Source organism: Hafnia sp., from assembly GCF_036648275.1.
Taxonomy (GTDB): Bacteria; Pseudomonadota; Gammaproteobacteria; order Enterobacterales; family Enterobacteriaceae; genus Hafnia; species Hafnia alvei.
Genome location: NZ_JAVXIQ010000020.1, coordinates 21,947 through 42,168 on the forward strand (window position 1 = coordinate 21,947; position 20,222 = coordinate 42,168).

The 20,222-nt window shown below is 48.7% G+C and carries 17 protein-coding genes and 5 tRNA genes; 18 read left to right on the plus strand and 4 right to left on the minus strand.

Translation table 11 applies throughout. The features are described from left to right. Positions 1-104: 104 nt before the first annotated feature. The 18 genes from trxA (at position 105) to RSC70_RS15865 (ending at position 15,384) form a co-directional block, all read left to right on the plus strand. Complete coding sequence (trxA, locus tag RSC70_RS15780) at positions 105-431, plus strand: thioredoxin TrxA (RefSeq protein WP_004089255.1); 327 nt, start codon at positions 105-107, stop codon at positions 429-431. A 446-nt stretch (positions 432-877) separates the two neighbouring features. After that, positions 878-2,137, plus strand: a complete 1,260-nt coding sequence (gene rho, locus RSC70_RS15785) for a transcription termination factor Rho (protein ID WP_008815829.1) — start codon at positions 878-880, stop codon at positions 2,135-2,137. A gap of 294 nt (positions 2,138-2,431) precedes the next feature. Next, positions 2,432-3,526, plus strand: coding sequence for a UDP-N-acetylglucosamine--undecaprenyl-phosphate N-acetylglucosaminephosphotransferase (gene wecA / locus RSC70_RS15790; protein ID WP_304187067.1), 1,095 nt, complete (start codon positions 2,432-2,434; stop codon positions 3,524-3,526). Positions 3,527-3,538: 12 nt separating this feature from the next. Continuing rightward, complete coding sequence (wzzE, locus tag RSC70_RS15795) at positions 3,539-4,597, plus strand: ECA polysaccharide chain length modulation protein (RefSeq protein ID WP_332542968.1); 1,059 nt, start codon at positions 3,539-3,541, stop codon at positions 4,595-4,597. Positions 4,598-4,673: 76 nt separating this feature from the next. After that, the gene (gene wecB, locus RSC70_RS15800; RefSeq protein WP_282808133.1) at positions 4,674-5,804 is read left to right on the plus strand and encodes a non-hydrolyzing UDP-N-acetylglucosamine 2-epimerase; all 1,131 of its coding nucleotides are present in this window, start codon (positions 4,674-4,676) and stop codon (positions 5,802-5,804) included. Continuing rightward, complete coding sequence (gene wecC, locus RSC70_RS15805; protein ID WP_332542969.1) at positions 5,801-7,063, plus strand: UDP-N-acetyl-D-mannosamine dehydrogenase; 1,263 nt, start codon at positions 5,801-5,803, stop codon at positions 7,061-7,063. Before wecB ends, wecC begins: the two co-directional genes overlap by 4 nt. Continuing rightward, positions 7,054-8,124, plus strand: a complete 1,071-nt coding sequence (rffG, locus tag RSC70_RS15810) for a dTDP-glucose 4,6-dehydratase (protein ID WP_172863829.1) — start codon at positions 7,054-7,056, stop codon at positions 8,122-8,124. Before wecC ends, rffG begins: the two co-directional genes overlap by 10 nt. Positions 8,125-8,172: 48 nt before the next feature. After that, the gene (gene rffC / locus RSC70_RS15815; protein ID WP_282808135.1) at positions 8,173-8,898 is read left to right on the plus strand and encodes a dTDP-4-amino-4,6-dideoxy-D-galactose acyltransferase; all 726 of its coding nucleotides are present in this window, start codon (positions 8,173-8,175) and stop codon (positions 8,896-8,898) included. 4 nt (positions 8,899-8,902) lie between these two features. Beyond that, a complete protein-coding gene (gene rffA, locus RSC70_RS15820) occupies positions 8,903-10,033 on the plus strand; it encodes a dTDP-4-amino-4,6-dideoxygalactose transaminase (protein WP_043490209.1) in 1,131 nt (376 codons plus the stop codon). Continuing rightward, a complete protein-coding gene (wzxE, locus tag RSC70_RS15825) occupies positions 10,033-11,283 on the plus strand; it encodes a lipid III flippase WzxE (RefSeq protein ID WP_332542970.1) in 1,251 nt (416 codons plus the stop codon). The genes rffA and wzxE overlap by 1 nt, the downstream gene beginning before the upstream one ends. Further along, the gene (locus RSC70_RS15830) at positions 11,280-12,365 is read left to right on the plus strand and encodes a TDP-N-acetylfucosamine:lipid II N-acetylfucosaminyltransferase (protein ID WP_063586048.1); all 1,086 of its coding nucleotides are present in this window, start codon (positions 11,280-11,282) and stop codon (positions 12,363-12,365) included. Before wzxE ends, RSC70_RS15830 begins: the two co-directional genes overlap by 4 nt. Next, positions 12,362-13,741 (plus strand): ECA oligosaccharide polymerase, encoded by a 1,380-nt coding sequence (gene wzyE, locus RSC70_RS15835; RefSeq protein WP_332542971.1) that lies wholly within the window; start codon positions 12,362-12,364, stop codon positions 13,739-13,741. The genes RSC70_RS15830 and wzyE overlap by 4 nt, the downstream gene beginning before the upstream one ends. 2 nt (positions 13,742-13,743) lie before the next feature. Then, entirely contained in the window at positions 13,744-14,484 is a 741-nt protein-coding gene (gene wecG, locus RSC70_RS15840; protein WP_442904313.1) for a lipopolysaccharide N-acetylmannosaminouronosyltransferase, read from the plus strand. A 256-nt stretch (positions 14,485-14,740) separates the two neighbouring features. Then, positions 14,741-14,817, plus strand: a tRNA-Arg gene (locus tag RSC70_RS15845). 56 nt (positions 14,818-14,873) lie between these two features. Continuing rightward, a tRNA-His gene (locus tag RSC70_RS15850) sits at positions 14,874-14,949 on the plus strand. Positions 14,950-14,964: 15 nt separating this feature from the next. Continuing rightward, positions 14,965-15,051: transfer RNA gene (locus RSC70_RS15855), tRNA-Leu, on the plus strand. A gap of 87 nt (positions 15,052-15,138) precedes the next feature. After that, positions 15,139-15,215, plus strand: a tRNA-Pro gene (locus tag RSC70_RS15860). A 92-nt stretch (positions 15,216-15,307) separates the two neighbouring features. Beyond that, positions 15,308-15,384, plus strand: a tRNA-Pro gene (locus RSC70_RS15865). A 710-nt stretch (positions 15,385-16,094) separates the two neighbouring features. Here RSC70_RS15865 and hemY read toward each other — a convergent pair. From hemY to hemC, 4 genes are read right to left on the minus strand one after another with little or no spacing between them, the layout of a single operon-like run. Further along, positions 16,095-17,300 carry a protoheme IX biogenesis protein HemY gene (hemY, locus tag RSC70_RS15870; protein ID WP_040046690.1) on the minus strand — a complete coding sequence of 402 codons (1,206 nt, stop codon included), beginning with the start codon at positions 17,298-17,300 and terminating at the stop codon, positions 16,095-16,097. A gap of 2 nt (positions 17,301-17,302) precedes the next feature. Then, positions 17,303-18,481, minus strand: a complete 1,179-nt coding sequence (gene hemX / locus RSC70_RS15875; RefSeq protein ID WP_332542973.1) for a uroporphyrinogen-III C-methyltransferase — start codon at positions 18,479-18,481, stop codon at positions 17,303-17,305. A 21-nt stretch (positions 18,482-18,502) separates the two neighbouring features. Next, positions 18,503-19,243: a uroporphyrinogen-III synthase gene (hemD, locus tag RSC70_RS15880; protein WP_046458547.1), complete on the minus strand. Its 741-nt coding sequence runs from the start codon at positions 19,241-19,243 to the stop codon at positions 18,503-18,505. Continuing rightward, positions 19,240-20,199, minus strand: coding sequence for a hydroxymethylbilane synthase (hemC, locus tag RSC70_RS15885; RefSeq protein WP_115349370.1), 960 nt, complete (start codon positions 20,197-20,199; stop codon positions 19,240-19,242). Before hemC ends, hemD begins: the two co-directional genes overlap by 4 nt. Positions 20,200-20,222: the final 23 nt, after the last annotated feature.

The following is a 20,222-nucleotide window of genomic DNA, read 5'->3' on the forward strand; positions in this document are numbered from 1 at the left end:
AACGCGTATCCGTTGAAATAAAGTCAACCCTTTATTGGAAGATGATCGGTCTAGTAGGTTAAGATTATACCAATAAAGGCAGACTTAATCCTGTGGAGTAGAACATGAGCGATAAAATTGTTCACCTGAGTGACAATAGCTTTGATACCGATGTATTGAAAGCTGAAGGCCCGATTCTGGTTGATTTCTGGGCAGAATGGTGCGGTCCATGCAAGATGATTGCTCCGATTTTGGATGAAATCGCGACTGAATACGAAGGCAAGTTGACCATTGCTAAACTGAATATCGATGAAAACCCGGCTACGGCGCCGAAGTTTGGCATCCGCGGTATTCCAACCCTGTTACTGTTTAAAAACGGTGCAGTGGCTGCGACTAAGGTCGGCGCTTTGTCTAAGACTCAATTGAAAGAGTTCTTGGACGCGAATCTGTAATCATCATAATGCGTTCTTTATGATGTTGTTTAGCGGTTAGTCGTTTTCTTGCGACTGACCGCTAGACGTCCGCGAATAAGCGTGTTAAGTTTAATCGCACTGCAATACAGTACATACCTGTAGTTTGAATCATAAAGTTAGAATCTAAGTTTTATTCTGTTTTGAGACCTCTGTGTTTTAACCCCATAGTGCGGCCTTTTCAAAGTATTGCGGCCATCACCGCTGGGGAGCAGCAAGCTAAAACATAGGTTTTAAACCGTACGGCACCTTCATATCATCAATGAGTACACGCGAATTGGATCTGCAATCTTTTCTCATGTGTGCGATTTATCCGCGCTGTAATCCACATCGGGTGTTATGAAAGTCCACAAACAGGCATGGATGACCCCTGTCATACCATTCACAATACGTTCGAGATATACCCCGAGTTTAAAGAACCCACCATTATGAATCTTACCGAATTAAAGAACACGCCGGTTTCAGAGCTAATTACTCTTGGCGAAAACATGGGCCTAGAGAATCTGGCCCGTATGCGTAAACAGGACATCATTTTTGCAATCCTGAAACAACATGCAAAAAGCGGCGAAGACATCTTCGGTGACGGGGTGCTAGAAATATTGCAGGACGGATTTGGTTTCCTCCGCTCTGGTGATAGTTCCTACCTTGCTGGCCCTGATGATATCTACGTTTCTCCAAGTCAAATCCGTCGCTTCAACCTTCGCACTGGCGATACTATTTCTGGTAAAATCCGCCCACCGAAAGAAGGTGAACGCTATTTTGCCCTGTTGAAAGTTAACGAAGTTAACTACGACAAACCTGAAAATGCCCGCAGTAAAATCCTGTTCGAAAACCTTACACCTCTACATGCAAACTCTCGTCTTCGTATGGAACGCGGCAACGGTTCTACTGAAGATTTGACTGCACGCGTGTTGGATCTGGCATCGCCTATTGGGCGTGGTCAGCGCGGCCTTATCGTGGCTCCGCCGAAAGCGGGTAAAACCATGCTGCTGCAAAACATCGCACAAAGCATTGCCTACAACCATCCAGATTGTACGTTGATGGTTCTGCTGATTGATGAGCGTCCAGAAGAAGTAACCGAAATGCAGCGTTTGGTTAAAGGTGAAGTTATTGCTTCGACCTTTGATGAGCCCGCTTCCCGCCACGTTCAGGTTGCTGAAATGGTTATCGAGAAGGCGAAGCGTCTGGTTGAGCATAAGAAAGACGTTATCATCCTGCTTGACTCCATTACTCGTCTGGCTCGTGCTTATAACACCGTGGTTCCTGCGTCAGGTAAAGTACTGACCGGTGGTGTGGATGCGAATGCCTTGCACCGTCCAAAACGCTTCTTCGGTGCTGCGCGTAACGTGGAAGAGGGCGGTAGCCTGACCATTATCGCCACCGCGCTGGTAGATACCGGTTCTAAAATGGATGAAGTTATCTATGAAGAATTTAAAGGTACCGGCAACATGGAACTGCACCTTTCTCGCAAAATTGCAGAAAAACGTGTCTTCCCAGCGATCGACTACAACCGCTCTGGTACACGTAAAGAAGAGCTTCTGACTACATCAGAAGAGCTGCAGAAAATGTGGATCCTACGTAAGATTATCCACCCAATGGGCGAAATCGATGCGATGGAGTTCCTCATTAATAAACTTGCGATGACGAAAACGAACGACGATTTCTTCGATATGATGAAGCGTTCTTAATTTTCAGACAACTCGGGGAAACGCCATGTTAGAGATAACATGGCGTTTTTCTCATTTAGCGGATACGCTTGTTCACTAAAATAGGTGTTAGTACACTAAGCGCCGCGCCGCGATGATGGCGTCGATGGCGTCTGTTCTGCTTAATGCTTGATGCATCATGCCAACTTTGCAGTTCATGTGTTATCACATGGGAATTGTATGTGTGACGGTGTACTATCCATCGATACCAAATTTTATGGCATTGTTTAGCAAACTAATTCTTTTGTTAGCAATAAACACAGAGAGCAGTTAACCGTGAATTTACTCGATATGAGTATGAGCCTTTTCCTTATTTTCCTATTCTCATTTGCGTTCTTGTTTTTTGCTCGAAAAGTCGCAAAAAAAGTAGGATTAGTTGATAAGCCTAACTATCGCAAACGCCATCAGGGGTTAATTCCTTTGGTTGGTGGTATTTCCGTTTATGCGGGCATCTGTTTTACTTTCCTCTTTTTCCAGCCATATATACCCCACGCTAAGCTCTATCTCATTTGCGCGGGTATTTTGGTGTTTGTAGGTGCTTTGGATGACCGCTTCGATATTAGCGTGAAATTCCGAGCCACGGTTCAAGCGCTGATTGCTGTGGCGATGATGGTGTATGGCGGGTTGTATCTCATGACGCTTGGCCATGTGCTAGGGCCTTGGGAGTTAACTCTCGGTCCGTTTGGCTATGTCGTGACGCTGTTTGCTGTGTGGGCCGCAATCAACGCATTCAACATGGTTGATGGGATTGACGGTTTACTGGGGGGCTTATCCTGCGTGACCTTTGGCGCGATGGGGATTTTGCTTTTCCAAGATCATCAAGGCGATCTGGCTCTGTGGTGCTTTGCCATTATTGCGGCGATTTTACCTTATATCGTGTTAAACCTCGGTCTCTTAGGGCGTCGGTATAAAGTATTTATGGGTGATGCTGGTAGCACCTTGATTGGCTTTACAGTGATTTGGATCTTGCTGCAAAGTACACAAGGTAAATCTCATCCGATGAACCCAGTGACTGCTTTGTGGATGATTGCGATCCCACTGATGGATATGATTGCGATCATGTACCGCCGATTACGCAAAGGCATGAGCCCCTTCTCTCCAGACCGCCAGCATATTCATCATTTAATTATGCGTGCCGGTTTTACTTCTCGTCAGGCTTTTGCTCTGATTACCGTTGCCGCTGCACTTTTAGCAGGAATTGGTATTTTGGGAGAAAAGCTGCCGTTTATGCCTGAATGGGGAATGTTGGCATTATTCTTGCTTGCATTTTTCATGTACGGGTACTGTATTAAACGCGCGTGGCGTGTTGCTCGTTATATAAAGCGTATGAAGCGACGACTCCGTAACGCAGCACAGCGCAAAAAAGCTTAACCTGATGTAGTGATGGGTATTGAGACAATGTCGAATCAGAACGAAATGCTCGTTGAAAACGAGTTAGATATTCGCGGGTTATGCCGCACCCTTTGGCAGGGCAAAACGTGGATTATTGGTATGGCCGCGGCCTTTGCTATCGTAGCAATACTGGTTTCGTTCCTGATGAAGCAAGAGTGGAGCGCAACTGCGATTACCGATAGGCCAACGGTTAACATGCTGGGTGGCTATTACTCACAGCAGCAGTTTTTGCGTAACCTTGATCAGCGAAGTGGTGCTAACGCAACACAAGAGCCGACTATTGCAGATGAAGCCTATAATGAATTCATTATGCAACTTGCCGCATACGATACTCGCCGTGATTTCTGGCTACAGACCAAGTATTACCAAGAGCGTAAAGAGGGCGATGCCAAAGCTGATGCCGCGTTATTGGATGAGCTGGTCAATAATATCATTTTCCAGCCGCGTGATGATGCGAAGAAAACCAATGACAGCGTTAAGTTGATTGCTGAAACGGCGGCTGATGCTAATCAGTTACTGCGTCAATATGTGGCTTTTGCCAGCCAGCAAGCGGCGGGCCACTTGAATGGAGAGATTCAAGGCGCGTGGGCCGCTCGAACCATTTCGCTCAAAGCTCAGGTTAAACGTCAGGAAGAAGTGGCTTCCGCCATTTACCAGCGCGAAGTGAAAGGGCTTGAGCAAGGTTTGAAAATTGCCCAACAGCAAGGGATCAGCAGTTCACGCACTGATACTCCGGCTGAGCAGCTTCCTGCGGCCGACTTATTCATGCTAGGGCGCCCAATGTTGCAGGCTCGGTTAGAGGCATTGCAGGCCTCAGGGCCAAGCTACGATCTCGATTACGATCAAAATCGTGCCATGCTAAATACTCTGAATGTTGGGCCAACATTAGATGGCAAATTCCAAACCTATCGCTACCTACGTACTCCAGAAGAACCGGTTAAACGCGATAGTCCTCGCCGCGGATTTATGTTGGTGATGTGGGGAGCGATTGGCGCTTTAGTGGGTGCTGGTGTTGCCTTAGTAAGGCGAACCCGTCCGCAAGTTATCTGAATTCATCCTATTGGGCACCGAAAGGTGCCCAAACTACGGCTAATGGTCGTAATTTACTGATAAAAAGAGATCTACAGTGAAAGTATTGACTGTATTTGGAACCCGTCCTGAAGCCATTAAAATGGCACCGCTGGTTCACGCTTTGGCCAAGGATAGTGCCTTTGAAGCGAGAGTTTGCGTAACCGCTCAGCATCGCGAGATGTTAGATCAAGTATTGCATCTATTTAGTATCGTACCTGACTATGACCTTAATATTATGAAACCGGGTCAGGGGTTAAGCGAAATAACCTGTCGTATTCTTGAAGGTTTGAAGCCGGTATTAGAAGAGTTTAAACCTGACATCGTATTGGTTCACGGTGATACCACCACCACGATGGCCGCGAGCCTAGCCGCCTTTTACCAGCGAATTCCTGTTGGCCACGTTGAAGCTGGCCTGCGCACTGGCAATCTGTATTCGCCGTGGCCAGAAGAGGCGAATCGTACGTTGACAGGCCATATGGCCATGTTCCACTTTGCGCCAACGGAAACGTCTAAACAGAACCTGATTAGAGAAGCGATCTCCGATAAAAATATCTTCGTAACGGGTAATACCGTTATTGATGCATTGATTTGGGTGCGAGACCGTGTGTTTAGCGATAATGAACTGAGAGAAAGTCTCGACCAACGTTATCCATTCTTAGATAAAAACAAGAAGATGATTCTCGTTACCGGGCATCGTCGTGAAAGCTTTGGTGGGGGTTTTGAACGTATTTGCAGCGCTTTGGCTGAGATTGCTCGCACCCATCCTGAGGTGCAAGTCGTTTATCCTGTGCACTTAAATCCGAACGTGAGCGAGCCTGTTAATCGGATTCTACGTGGGATCGACAACGTGATTCTTATCGAGCCACAAGATTACCTGCCTTTCGTCTATCTCATGAATCATTCCTATATGATCCTGACAGACTCTGGTGGTATTCAGGAAGAGGCTCCATCGCTGGGTAAACCCGTGTTGGTGATGCGAGATACGACCGAACGCCCAGAAGCGGTGGATGCAGGTACGGTGCGCCTCGTAGGGACGGATACTCAGGATATATTAGAACAAGTCAGCCGGCTTCTCACGGATGAAGAGGAATATCATTCGATGAGCCGTGCACATAACCCGTATGGCGATGGACATGCCTGTCAGCGCATCCTTGAAGCCCTAAAAAATCATCAGGTGACGTTATGAGTTTTGAAACTATCTCTGTTATTGGCTTGGGATACATTGGTTTACCAACAGCCGCTGCATTTTCCTCACGCCAGAGGAAAGTGATTGGTGTAGATGTGAACCAGCACGCCGTTGATACCATTAATCGCGGCGCTATCCACATCGTGGAGCCAGATTTAGACAAAGTCGTTAAGCAGGCCGTTGAAGGTGGCTTCCTACGTGCTGTAACCAAACCTGAAGCGGCAGACGCTTTTTTGATCGCGGTTCCTACGCCATTTAAAGGCGATCATGAACCCGATATGGTTTTCGTTGAGTCTGCGGCCAAATCTATTGCGTCAGTGCTGAAAAAAGGCGACTTGGTTATTCTCGAGTCTACTTCACCTGTCGGTGCCACGGAGCAAATGGTTGCTTGGTTGGCTGAGTCTCGCCCTGATTTAACCTTCCCGCATCAAGTTGGGGAAGCGGCTGATGTGAATATTGCCTACTGCCCTGAGCGTGTATTGCCGGGTAAGGTGATGGTTGAGCTGATCCAGAATGACCGTGTTATTGGTGGAATGACGCCAAAATGTTCCGCACGAGCCAGCGAGCTTTATAAGATATTCCTCGAGGGTGAATGCGTAGTAACGAACTCGCGCACTGCTGAAATGTGCAAATTAACGGAAAACAGCTTCCGCGATGTAAATATTGCCTTCGCTAATGAGCTGTCGTTGATTTGTGATACTCAGGGTATCAACGTTTGGGATTTAATTGCCCTTGCCAACCGCCATCCACGCGTCAATATTTTGCAACCTGGCCCAGGCGTTGGCGGACACTGCATTGCGGTTGATCCTTGGTTCATCGTTTCTCAGAACCCTCAGCAGGCGCGCTTAATCCATACCGCACGTTTGGTGAACGACGGTAAACCGCTCTGGGTGGTTGACCGCGTTAAGGCCACCGTTGCTGATTGTTTAGCTCAATGTGGCAAACGCGCCGCTGAAGTTAAAATTGCCTGCTTTGGATTGGCCTTTAAGCCTGATATTGACGATTTACGCGAAAGCCCGGCGATGGAAATTGCCCATATGATTTCCGAGTGGCACGTGGGTAAAACGATGGTCGTCGAGCCAAATATTGAGCAGTTGCCGAAAAAACTGATTGGTCATGCCGAGCTGGCTACCATTGATGATGCGTTACGTGATGCGGATGTGATTGTAATGCTGGTCGATCATAAACAGTTTAAAGCAATTCCTGCTGAGCAAGTCGCTCAGACTTATATCATTGATACCAAAGGGGTATGGAAGTGAAACGCATTCTTGTAACCGGCGGCGCTGGATTCATTGGTTCGGCCGTTGTACGACATATCATTGCAGATACGAATAACAGCGTGGTTGTGGTTGATAAGCTGACCTATGCTGGCAATTTAGAATCCCTCACGCCTGTAGCCGATAACGAGCGCTATTCGTTTGAACAGGTTGATATTTGTAACCGCAATGAATTGGATCGCGTTTTTGCCCAGTATCAGCCTGATTATGTTATGCATCTGGCCGCTGAAAGCCACGTGGATCGTTCCATTGACGGCCCAGCTGATTTTATCGAAACCAACATTGTTGGCACTTATACGATGTTAGAAGCCGCTCGTCAGTACTGGAATGGGCTTGATGCATCGCGTAAAGATGCATTCCGTTTCCATCATATTTCGACTGACGAAGTTTATGGCGATCTGCATGGCACCGATGATTTCTTTACTGAAACTACGCCATATGCACCTAGCAGCCCATATTCGGCGTCGAAAGCCTCCAGCGATCACCTAGTCCGCGCTTGGTTACGGACCTATGGTTTCCCGACTATCGTGACTAACTGCTCGAACAACTATGGCCCGTATCATTTCCCTGAGAAGCTAATCCCGTTGATTATCCTCAACGCATTAGCTGGCAAGCCGCTGCCGGTTTATGGCAACGGAGCCCAGATCCGTGATTGGCTTTATGTTGAAGATCACGCGCGTGCGCTATATCTGGTGGTTACCGAAGGTGCGATTGGCGAAACTTATAACATCGGTGGTCACAACGAACGTAAAAATATCGACGTTGTGAAAACCGTTTGTGCCCTTTTGGAGGAGCTTGTTCCTAGCAAACCAGAAGGCGTTGAGCACTATGCTGATTTAATCACCTATGTGACCGATCGCCCAGGTCATGATATGCGTTATGCCATTGATGCCGCCAAAATTGAGCGTGAGCTCGGCTGGCGACCTCAGGAAACCTTTGAAAGCGGCATTCGCAAAACGGTTCAATGGTATCTGGCTAATGAGTCGTGGTGGAAGCGCGTGCAGGATGGCTCTTACGCCGGTGAGCGCTTGGGTCTGCAATAATTTTTTCTTAAAGAAAATTGGAAGGCAAAAACTTAATGGGTCGATTACATGTGCGTCCACGCCAGTATTGAACCCTTGGCGTGGGAGAGTGAATATTTTCATCTCCGCACCGCCAAGTTAGCTTTTTCAACGGCGGCACCAATATTAACAACGGCTGATTTTCAGCCGTTTGATATTGTGCAGGCCAAAATTCCCGCCGACCGAGTCACGCTGGCGGATGACTTAGCAAATCTAGGTTTTCGTCTGGTTGAAGGAGAAATTGATCTTTCTCTTTCTATAGAAAAAGCCCAACTTGGCATGGAACCTGCTAATTCACAGCCGATGGGCTCTTCTTGTCGCATTGCGTCAGCGGAGGATATTCCTTGGCTACGGACTCAGGCTGCTCAGGCTTTCGCGCTCAGTCGCTTTCGGGCGCCTTGGTATCAAGCAGACGATAGCGCACGTTTTTACGCCGAGTGGGTGGAAAAAGCCGTGCTGGGCACCTTTGACCATCAATGCCTGTTAGTTCTGAATGCACAGATGAAACCCGCAGGTTTTGTCACCCTGCGAGCTCTTGATAATGGCGAGGCCAGAATTGGTCTGTTGGCGGTTGCGCCAGAGTGTAGCGGTCTTGGCGTTGGCAGGCAGTTAATGCTATTGGCACAAAATTGGTGTCGGGATAAAAACCTGTCGCGTCTGCATGTTGCAACGCAAATTGGCAATATTCCGGCTTTACGGCTTTATATTCGCAGCGGTGCCGTGATTGAAAGCACGGCGTACTGGCTATACAGGTGAACACATGATTCCATTTAATGCTCCTCCAGTGGTAGGGACCGAACTTGAGTATATGCAGGCTGCGATGAGCAGCGGCAAGCTGTGCGGTGACGGTGGTTTTACCCGCCGCTGCCAGCAGTGGATGGAACAACGCTTTGGCAGCGCTAAAGTGTTGCTGACGCCTTCGTGCACCGCCTCTTTGGAAATGGCTGCGCTGCTGCTCGATATTCAGCCTGGCGACGAAGTCATCATGCCAAGTTTTACCTTTGTTTCCACGGCTAACGCGTTTGTGCTGCGTGGTGCGACGGTCGTATTTGTCGATCTGCGTCCAGATACGATGAATATCGATGAAACCAAAATAGAAGCCGCTATCACGGATAAAACTCGTGCGATTGTGCCGGTTCACTACGCAGGCGTGGCCTGTGAAATGGACACCATTATGGCGCTGGCGAAAAAATATAATCTGTTTGTGGTGGAAGATGCCGCCCAGGGTGTGATGTCGACTTATAAAGGCAAAGCGCTGGGCTCCATTGGTCATATTGGTTGCTTTAGTTTCCATGAGACCAAAAACTACACCGCCGGTGGTGAAGGCGGCGCGACGCTGATTAACGATCCTGCACTGATTGAGCGTGCTGAAATTATCCGCGAGAAAGGCACCAATCGTAGCCAGTTCTTCCGTGGCCTCGTCGATAAATATACCTGGCGTGATATTGGCTCTAGCTATTTGATGTCTGACCTTCAGGCCGCTTATTTATGGGCTCAGTTGGAAGCCGCTGAGAAGATCAATCAGCGCCGTTTGCAGCTTTGGCAGAATTATTATGATGCGTTTTTACCGTTAGCTAAAAAGGGCAAAGTTGAGCTCCCATCCGTACCTGATGATTGCCAGCAAAATGCGCACATGTTCTACCTTAAACTGAATGATATTGAGCAGCGCTCGGCGTTTATCAGCTATCTGAAAGAAGCAGAAATCATGTCGGTATTCCACTATATTCCGCTGCATGAATGCCCAGCCGGCGAGCGTTTTGGTCATTTTGCTGGTGAGAATAACTTCACTACCAAAGAGAGCGAGCGTTTAGCCCGTCTACCGCTGTTCTATAATATGTCTGACGTTAACCAACGTACGGTGATCAACACGATCCTGAGTTTCTTCGGCTGATGTCATTAGCAAAAGCATCTCTTTGGACGGCAGGCTCTACGCTGATAAAAATCGGGGTAGGGCTTTTGGTCGTAAAACTGCTGGCGGTCTCTTTTGGCCCTAGCGGTGTGGGTCAGGCGGGGAACTTCCGCCAGATGGTGACCGTTTTGGGCGTTCTGTCTGGTGCAGGTATTTTTAACGGTATCACCAAATACGTGGCGGAATACCATCAGCAGCCAGATCGTTTAAAAGCGGTCGTTGGCACCTCATCCAGCATGATTTTAGGGTTCTCGACCCTGCTGGCGGTGGTATTCCTGATAGCCGCTGAACCGATAAGCGTCGGTTTATTCGGGCACGCAGACTATCAACCAATAGTCCGCGCCGTGGCGTTTATCCAGATGGGGATTGCCTACGCCAACTTCTTCATGGCGGTGCTCAAAGGCTTCCGTGACGCGCGAGGCAACGCGCTATCGATTATCGGCGGTAGTTTGCTGGGTGTCGTGGCGTACTATCTCTGCTATGCGTTTGGTGGTTATCCTGGCGCATTGGCTGGGCTGGCGCTGGTTCCGGCCATCGTGGTGATCCCTGCGGCGTTCATGCTATTTAAACGCCAACATATACCGCTAAATTATTTTCGTCTCGGCTGGGATAAAGCCATTGCGAGTCATTTGGGCAAATTCACCATCATGGCGCTTATCACCTCGGTGACGCTGCCGGTGGCCTATGTGATGATGCGAAATCTGCTTGCTCAGTACTATAGCTGGGATGAAGTGGGGATTTGGCAAGGCGTTAGCAGTATTTCAGATGCCTACCTGCAATTTATTACGGCTTCCTTTAGCGTTTATCTGTTGCCGACGCTGTCGCGCTTGGTGAGCAAACATGAGATCAGCCGTGAAATTATGCGCTCGCTCATGTTTGTATTACCGGCGGTGGCCGTAGCGAGTTTTACCGTATGGTTGCTGCGCGATTTTGCTATTTGGTTGCTTTTCTCCAATAAATTTACGGCGATGCGCGATCTCTTTGCTTGGCAATTAGTTGGCGATGTATTGAAAGTCGGTTCCTATGTTTTTGGCTATCTGGTGATTGCCAAAGCATCGCTGCGTTTTTATGTCATGACCGAAGTTAGCCAGTTCATCTTGCTAACCGGGTTCTCTCATTGGCTGATCCCGCAGCATGGCGCTCTTGGGGCAGCTCAGGCATATATGGCGACTTACATCGTCTATTTCCTGCTCTGCACATCTGTATTCTTGATTTATCGTAGACGGGCATGACGACACTGATTCACGTTCTGGGATCGGATATCCCACACCATAACCTTACCGTGCTGCGCTTCTTTAATGATGTGCTGAGTGAACGCGTATCTGAAGGGCAGGCTCGGCACTTTATGGTTGCCGCACGCGACGCATCGGCTTTTAGTGCGTTTGATAAACTTGATGTTGCCGTTTGGCCCGATAAAAAAAGCTTAGCTGAAGCGGTCATCAAGCGAGCTCAAGCCGATCGTTCGGTACGTTTCTTCATGCATGGGCAATTTAATCCCACGCTGTGGATTGCGATACTGATGGGTAAAATCAAATCCTCACAGGTGGCTTGGCATGTTTGGGGCGCAGACCTGTATGAGGATGCAACCAGCTGGAAATTCCGCCTTTTCTATTTGCTACGCCGAGTGGCCCAAGGGCGAGTTGGACACGTATTTGCTACGCGTGGTGATTTAATTCATTACCAGCAGCGCCATCCTCGCGTACCAGCTTCTCTGCTCTATTTCCCTACGCGCATGGATCCGGCGCTGACGCTTGAAAATCCACAAAAAGCACCGGATGGCCCGCTGACGATTTTAGTTGGGAATTCGGGCGATCGAACGAATCGTCATATTGAAGCGTTGGAATCCATCAAAGAGCAGTTCGGTAGCCATAATCACATTATTATCCCGCTGGGCTATCCGGCGAATAATGATGCTTATATTGCCCAAGTGAGAGATGCGGCTGAGCGTTTATTCCCTGCGGAGAATGTACAGCTCCTAACTGAGCAGGTGGCGTTTGATGATTATCTCGATATTTTGCGCCGCTGTGATTTGGGCTATTTCATTTTCAATCGCCAGCAGGGGATTGGGACTTTGTGCCTGTTGATTCAGTTTGGGGTGCCGTTTGTTTTGAGTCGTCAGAATCCATTCTGGCAGGATCTGGCCGAGCAGCATTTACCCGTTTTGTTTTACGGTGATTCGCTAGACCCAAGCGTGGTACGTGAAGCGCAGCGACAGATGAGCGGGGTCGATAAGGGCCAAATTGCGTTCTTTAATCCAAACTATATTGATGGCTGGCAGCAAGCATTAGCCATTGCTGCAGGAGAGCAGGTATGACTCTAGCGCAATTAGGCGGGCTTTCGCTGGTCTACTTTTTCTCGGTCGTTTTCGTTCTATTTTTGACCTACAAAGAGTTTCGCCGCGTACGTTTTAACTTCAATGTTTTCTTCTCATTGCTGTTTTTGCTGACGTTTTACTTTGGGTTCCCACTAACCTGCATGCTGGTATTCCGGTTTGATGTGACGATTGTTCCCGTTGAATATCTGCTTTATGCCCAGCTTTCAGCAACGGCATTTTATGCCATCTATTATGTTACCTATAAAACCCGCCTAAGGCCGGTACAGAAGGTTAACGTTGAACGCTCGATGTTCAGTGTTAACCGTGTCGAAGCGCATTTGACATGGATTCTGCTGGCATTGATTGCGATTGGCACCGTTGGCGTGTTCTTTATGAACAACGGCTTCTTGCTGTTCAAGCTGCATTCATACAGCCAGATTTTCTCCAGCGATGTATCGGGCGTGGCGCTTAAACGCTTCTTCTACTTCTTCATTCCCGCCATGCTGGTGGTTTACTTTCTCAAGAAGGATCAGCATGCGTGGCTGTTCTTTTTAGTGAGCACGGTAGCATTTGGTGTTTTGACCTACGTGATTGTGGGGGGAACCCGCGCCAATATTATTATCGCCTTTGCGCTGTTCTTGTTTATCGGCATTGTTCGCGGCTGGATCACTCTGTGGATGCTAGTGGCTGCGGGGGTTTTAGGCATCGTTGGTATGTTCTGGCTTGCGCTTAAACGCTATGGGATGAACGTTAGCGGCGATGAGGCGTTTTATACGTTCTTATACCTCACACGAGATACATTCTCACCGTGGGAAAACTTAGGCTTACTGCTGCAGAATTACGACAAGATTGAATTCCAAGGGTTGGCTCCGATCATCCGTGACTTCTATGTTTTCATCCCAAGTTGGATGTGGCCGGGACGTCCCGATCAGGTATTCAATACAGCCAACTACTTTACGTGGGAAGTGTTGAACAATCATTCCGGGCTGGCTATCTCGCCAACGCTGATTGGTTCTTTGGTCGTGATGGGCGGTGTTGCGTTTATTCCGTTGGGTGCCGTTGCAGTGGGCATGATTATTAAGTGGTTTGATTGGCTCTATGAAAAGGGCAAGCGCGAGCCGAATCGCTACAAAGCCGCAGTGATGCAGGCATTTTGTTTTGGCGCGGTATTTAACATTATCGTGCTGGCGCGTGAGGGTGTGGACTCTTTTGTTTCGCGAGTGGTGTTCTTCTGCCTGATCTTTGGGCTGTGCCTACTGCTGGCAAAACTAATTTATTGGTTGTTTGATAGTGCTGGGTTGATTCGACAGCACGTACGCCGGAATCGTACACCACGGGCTACGGCTCCGGTTGAAAAGGTATTACAAGGACAATGAACATGCAGACGACAAACCCCATTCCTAAATATGACATCAGGGGTATTGAGCTTTGGGGCTTCCGTGATATGCCGCACTTTCTTGAGCACCTATTTGATGACGGTGAACTGAAGACTGGTACTTTGGTTGCCATCAATGCTGAAAAGGTCATGACCGCTGAAGTGGATAAGCCTTTGCGCGAGCTGATTGGTGCGGCGGAGTATAAGTATTGCGATGGCATCAGCATGGTTCGTGCGATACGCCGCAAATATCCAAACGCGAATTTAAGTCGTGTAGCGGGTGCTGACTTGTGGGAAGCCATGATGCAGCGTGCCGGTGAGCGCGGAACACCGGTATTCTTGATTGGTGGCAAACCAGAGGTTCTGGCTGAAACAGAAGCTAAGCTACGTCAGCAATGGAACGTGAATATCGTGGGTAGCCAAGATGGCTACTTTAAACCAGAAGACCGTGCGGCGTTGTTTGAGCGCATCCGGTTGAGTGGCGCAAAAATTGTGACCGTCGCGATGGGCTCGCCTAAGCAGGAAATTCTGATGCGCGACTGCCGTAACGTTTATCCCGATGCACTTTATATGGGAGTCGGTGGAACCTACGACGTATTTACTGGGCACGTTAAACGAGCGCCTAAAGTCTGGCGAGAGCTTGGCTTGGAGTGGCTTTACCGCCTGCTGTCGCAGCCTACACGTTGGCGTCGTCAGCTGAAGCTGCTTAAATTTTTAGGGTATTACTACGGCGGTCGTCTATAGCCAGTAAACCAAAGGGGCTTTTAGCCCCTTATTGTTGCCACTTTTCTCTGTCATCGGTATGTTCATTCGTCAGGGGCTTGGTGGATGAAAATCCATCGATAGCGGATAAACACTGATGATTTGATAGAAGTCGTAGGGTAAAGCGTCGACTTTTGCGTCAGAATGCGCAAAGTCTAATCAAACGCAATATTTATGACAAAAAGCACTAGACAGCATGGCACCAAGTCCGTAATATCCGTTCCCGCAACGGCGCTAAGCGCCCGTAGCTCAGCTGGATAGAGCGCTGCCCTCCGGAGGCAGAGGTCTCAGGTTCGAATCCTGTCGGGCGCACCATTTAGTGAGGTGCCGGAGCTGCGGTGGTTTTAATACCGCGTAAAAGATTTGCAGTGGTGGCTATAGCTCAGTTGGTAGAGCCCTGGATTGTGATTCCAGTTGTCGTGGGTTCGAGTCCCATTAGCCACCCCAGATTTAAGTGGCATTGCGAAGGTGGCGGAATTGGTAGACGCGCTAGCTTCAGGTGTTAGTGTTCTTACGGACGTGAGGGTTCAAGTCCCTCTCTTCGCACCACAACCAATCTAGAATTGGTAAATCTGTGAGTAGTAAAATGACTGAGGTCATTTAGCAGTACGAACTCTTGGTAGTCTAAAGAGTTATCGGCGAGTAGCGCAGCTTGGTAGCGCAACTGGTTTGGGACCAGTGGGTCGGAGGTTCGAATCCTCTCTCGCCGACCAATTTATGAAAATGATTTTCTATAAAAAAATCTTTTTCAGACAGCTAGAAAACCATAATGTGAAGTTGACGTTATCGGTGAAAAGAATTGTATCGGCGAGTAGCGCAGCTTGGTAGCGCAACTGGTTTGGGACCAGTGGGTCGGAGGTTCGAATCCTCTCTCGCCGACCACTCTTGAGAAAGACCCCGCAATGCGGGGTTTTTTTTCGTCTAAAATATCTCCTTCTCTTGCGCCATTTCCTATCAACCACTCAGTGATAACTCTATCGTTTTATTTCTATTTATCCTGTTGATTTTAAAAGACTATTTTTAACTTGTTGGCTATTCACGACAAAGGCCATATGTGATGTCTCTGAATTGAGACTTATAACTCATTAATTTAATTGAATAAAAAATAATGAAGGTAACGGTGTCGTTTTTAGACGACAGTTTATAGACTGAATATGAGTTCTACTATTTAGAACCACCTTCTGAGCGCTCAATTCGCTGAAATCCTAACTCGCTATAAAAATGTAGCCACGCCTAAAGCCTTAGGCTTATCGAATCATGGAAAAATACGGTTTAAATTCCGTATAGAAAAAACTTGGCACGCCATGTGCATTAATTATCACGTAGATGCTCATTCACCTCCTTATGTTTGCGAAAGCTTCATAAACCTCCGAATGATGCAGAGCCAATTTACGGTGTCTATTGTCCGATTCTGATGATAGTGGTCTTGACCCTTCATCAAGCTACGGGCGTAACGTTGAGTGAGACACCAATCAGTTGTCCTAAGATCTGATTGTCCTTTTAAGCACTTGCCTTTTGGCAGGTGTTTTTTTTGTCTCAAAATGGCAATAAAAAAAGCCCGCTATGCGGGCTTTTAAGAAGTGAAGCAATTGTTAGGATGGATTCGCAGGCTGCTCTTGTTTGAGCGTCAATAGCAATCCGTCACGTCGCATCTGCGCCGCTTCTTCTGGGCGGTGCAGTTTATCAAGTACGTCAGCCAGCCACGCGTAGTCGTAGGCGTCAGGACGCTGCTTCAGCGCAGCACGAAACGCATCGCTTGCCTGCTGCCATTCACCATGACGCATCAAGAGCTGACCCAAGGTGCTGTTAAGCAGCGCGCTTGCGCCATGCTGTTTAATTTGCTGATTCAACAGTTTTTCCAACTGCTCAGGATTACCTGATTTCAGCTTTGGCATCAACAACACTAAACGTTCATCAAACTTACGCTTCAAACCATCAACCAGAATTTGCTGAGCCGTATCGTGATCGTTGCATTCAATAAGATGCTCAATCATGGCTACCTGCAGCGCTGTTTCATGACGAGTTTTGCGACTCTGGTCATTCCACCAACTCTTCAGCTCGAGGCTACCGCCGTTGGCCATACGTTCGTTCATTAGGCCAATGTATGCTTGAAGTTGCAGCTTTTGGATCTCTTCATCGTTGTACACGTTGGCTTTTGCCAAGCTGGGCAGGATCTCAAGCAATGACTGATATGCCTGGGTTTTAACATATGCCTGTTCGGCTAAACGAAGAACCTCGGGGTGACGCGGAGCTACGTTGAGCAGTGCATCAACACCGTGGCGGGCAGCATGATTTTCACCACGCGCCAATTGAATACGTACTCGGGTGATATCAACAGGCAGCTGGTTGCTATCAGCAACTTCTGACGCGCGTTCCAAATACTGGTTTACGCGTAGCTCATCACCGCGCTGCTGAGCGGCTTCTGCGGCCAATAAATAGTTAACGACAGGTTGTTCTGCGTGATCCGCATTGCGTGAAAGCAGTTTTTCAACCTGAGTGTAATCACCCTCGGCTAACTTCATTAAGCCTTCACGTGTTTGTTTGCGAGCGCGAGTACGCTTGCGGCCAACAAACCAACCACGAGTGCGGGCACCGGTGCGGAACACGCGGCGCAGTACCCATTCAATCGCGAAGAGAACCACGATCAATAGGATCAACATGATCACCAGCGATGTGACGCTGGTTTCAATGTTGTAGGTATCCGTTTGGATAAGAACATAGCCTTGATGACCAGCAAACATCGGCCCCAGAACGATCCCTGCGATCAGGATAATAAACAGCAATAAAACTTTAAGCATGTCTATTCCCCCTGCGTTGCGGGTGCTGCGGCTGGCACAGAAGGTGTTGCCATCAAATTACGCACGCGGGTTTGCATCAGCTTTTCCAACAACGGCTGGCTTTTCAGCTCCGCAGGAACATCCATATTGATGGACTGCTGGCTGAGTTCATCCAACTGGCTTAGGAACGCTTTGGTTGTTGGATCGTTCATGTCGAAGTAAGCACGTACCCACGTTGAGACAGTTTCAAGCGACTGTTGATAAACCTCGTTTTGATGGCGAGGAACAGCCTGCGCGGCAACCAGAAGGCGAGAACGAATATTTTCGCGTAGATAGACGTCTTGATTTGGGGCTAGCAAAGGTTCGGCACTGCTGTCACGACGGCGCACGGTAATAAATTCCGACATAAAGTTATGCCAGCTTTTCACCAGATTCTGTCGCCATTCGGTCAGTGAACTCGATACTTCACCATTGTCTTCATCCATCGGCGCTTCGTCGGTGTTATTATCTGCTAAACGCAGATCGTCAACTTGGTTAGAGAGCTGATTCAGCTTGAGAATAATGCCGTCGAAGTCAATTTGGCTAACGCTGGCCAGCGAGGCAATGTCTTCGGTAATGGCGCGACGAACGTCAATCAGGCTTGGGTCATTCATTTCAGCCAAGCTTTCATCTGCGCTTTTCAATAGTGCGCCCGCGGTCGTCACATCCTGATCGCTCCACAGCTTGCGGCCCGCAAGCTTGACGAGGAAGTCAGCCTGAGCCAGCAGCCAGTTTTTCGCATCACTACCGGAAATCGCGGCCACCTTCGCCTCAAGCTCTTTTAGCTGCTGCGACTGTGAGGTTTGCAGTTGATCGGTCACGCTAAGCGCTTTGTTTTGCTGATTGATCAACGCATTAATGCGCAGCTTTTCCTGTGCCTGTTCAGTATGCAATGCGTTCAGCTGGTCGCTGAGTTCATTGTTTTCAGCTTGTTGAGCCAGAGCCTGCTGATGGCCGTGATAATACAAACCTGCGCCGAGAGCGATTGCTATAACGATAGCGATAGCACCGAGCACCGGCCCTTTTGCGGATTCTTTTTTCACAGTTTTAGCGACCTGCTCACCAGAAGTATTGTTATTGAGATTAGATGCTGGCTGGATCTCGTGTTCAGTCGCGGTGTTCGTTTCCTCAACCTTTTCAGGCGGGGTTGTCGGTTCCGTCATCTTGGCACTTCCCATAGTCAGTTATTGTAGCGCGCGGATCAGCGCGTCATTATCAGCACTTTCAGCTACCTGAATGTCTTTCCAGCCCAATTCCTGGGCGAGGGTAGCCAACCGTTCGCTAACCACAATCAAGCGGCAATGTAGTAACCACATTTGCCGATCGTAATCAGGAACTAAATCATACAGTTGTTGCAGCATTTCGCCACTTGTCACGACCAGTGTTGAAATGCCCTGTCGTCGCCAATGTGCGCTTTGCTCTGCACCATTATAGTGGATCGCACAACGTTGGTAGCATTCTGACAGTGTTACGCTCACGCCGCGTTGGGTCAATGTTTCTGCCAACAGCTCTCGTCCACCGTTGCCGCGCAGAATTAATGCCTGCTTGCCCGCGATATTTCTCAGTTCTGGGAGCAATAGCAAAGATTCAGACGTTTCGGGAGGTTGGGGGTAAGCAACCGGTAAACCTGTCGCCGTATGTAAACGCAGCGCGGTTGGGCGGCCAATGGCAAAATAGTTGAGTTCGCGTGGCCATGCTATCGCGGATCGTTGTAGATACGAATGCGCATAGCGTACTGCGTGCTTCGATAGAACAAAAACTAAATCGCCTTGCCGGAGCTGCGCCAAAAGATCTGGTAGCGCAGCGAGGCCAGTTCCCGGAGTAAAATCGATTAATGGAGCATGATAGGCCGCTCGCCCTAGGGTTCGTAGTCTACTGACTAATTCCTCACCCGCAGGTGATGGGCGAGTTACCAAGATGCTCATCGTGGCGTTTGTCCTTGATACACGTCGTCTAAAATTTCACGCGCGCCGCGCTCTAGCAGTTCTTCTGCTAGCGAAACACCTAATTCAGCCGCTTGAGCGCGTGGCCCACGGCGTTCGCCTCGAATAATCAAAGTGCCGTCAGGCTTGCCCACCAAAGCTCGTAGCCATATTTCGTCGCCATTAAGCTCTGAATAGCTGCCGATAGGAACCTGACAGCCACCCTCTAAACGCGTGTTCATGGCGCGCTCAGCGATAACTCGAGTTGCGGTATCGCTATCGTTTAACGGTGCGAGCAAGGCTTGGGTTTTTGCATCGTCCAATCGACATTCGATGCCGACGGCGCCTTGGCCTACGGCCGGTAAGGATTGTTCTGGTGGTAATGCATAGCGGATACGCTCTTCAAGCTCTAAGCGTTTTAAACCGGCAGCGGCCAGAATAATGGCATCGTAGTCGCCGTTATCCAGCTTGGCTAAGCGAGTCCCTACGTTACCGCGAAGATCGCGAACGATAAGGTCTGGGCGAATCTCTCTAAGCTGGCACTGGCGGCGCAGGCTTGATGTGCCCACGACGCTGCCTTCAGGAAGGTCTTCAAGTCGAGCGTACTTCGGCGAAACAAAAGCATCGCGTGGATCTTCGCGTTCGCAGATAGTCACAAGCCCTAAACCTTCAGGAAAAGCGACCGGTACATCTTTCATCGAGTGAACGGCGATATCGGCGCGCCCGTCCAGTAAAGCAAGCTCTAGTTCCTTGACGAACAAGCCTTTACCGCCAACTTTTGCCAGCGGTGTATCTAATAAAACATCACCACGCGTCACCATAGGCACCAGTTCCACGGTCAAATCTGGCCAATGGGCCTGTAGATGATCGCGCACATAATAGGCTTGCCATAACGCCAACGGGCTTTGTCGGGTGGCGATACGGAGGATCTGATGTGGCTGAGGGGTTATTTCTAGCATGTGAATATCCATTTTTATCCTAT

Bases quoted from the DNA above. Each gene is read 5' to 3' on its own strand.
- hemX (WP_332542973.1), bottom strand. From the start codon at position 18,481: ATGACGGAACCGACAACCCCGCCTGAAAAGGTTGAGGAAACGAACACC.
- rho (WP_008815829.1), top strand. From the start codon at position 878: ATGAATCTTACCGAATTAAAGAACACGCCGGTTTCAGAGCTAATTACT.
- rffA (WP_043490209.1), top strand. From the start codon at position 8,903: ATGATTCCATTTAATGCTCCTCCAGTGGTAGGGACCGAACTTGAGTAT.
- RSC70_RS15830 (WP_063586048.1), top strand. From the start codon at position 11,280: ATGACGACACTGATTCACGTTCTGGGATCGGATATCCCACACCATAAC.
- rffC (WP_282808135.1), top strand. From the start codon at position 8,173: ATGTGCGTCCACGCCAGTATTGAACCCTTGGCGTGGGAGAGTGAATAT.
- wzyE (WP_332542971.1), top strand. From the start codon at position 12,362: ATGACTCTAGCGCAATTAGGCGGGCTTTCGCTGGTCTACTTTTTCTCG.
- rffG (WP_172863829.1), top strand. From the start codon at position 7,054: ATGGAAGTGAAACGCATTCTTGTAACCGGCGGCGCTGGATTCATTGGT.
- trxA (WP_004089255.1), top strand. From the start codon at position 105: ATGAGCGATAAAATTGTTCACCTGAGTGACAATAGCTTTGATACCGAT.
- hemC (WP_115349370.1), bottom strand. From the start codon at position 20,199: ATGCTAGAAATAACCCCTCAGCCACATCAGATCCTCCGTATCGCCACC.
- wecG (WP_442904313.1), top strand. From the start codon at position 13,744: ATGCAGACGACAAACCCCATTCCTAAATATGACATCAGGGGTATTGAG.
- wecC (WP_332542969.1), top strand. From the start codon at position 5,801: ATGAGTTTTGAAACTATCTCTGTTATTGGCTTGGGATACATTGGTTTA.
- wzzE (WP_332542968.1), top strand. From the start codon at position 3,539: ATGGGTATTGAGACAATGTCGAATCAGAACGAAATGCTCGTTGAAAAC.
- hemD (WP_046458547.1), bottom strand. From the start codon at position 19,243: ATGAGCATCTTGGTAACTCGCCCATCACCTGCGGGTGAGGAATTAGTC.
- hemY (WP_040046690.1), bottom strand. From the start codon at position 17,300: ATGCTTAAAGTTTTATTGCTGTTTATTATCCTGATCGCAGGGATCGTT.
- wzxE (WP_332542970.1), top strand. From the start codon at position 10,033: ATGTCATTAGCAAAAGCATCTCTTTGGACGGCAGGCTCTACGCTGATA.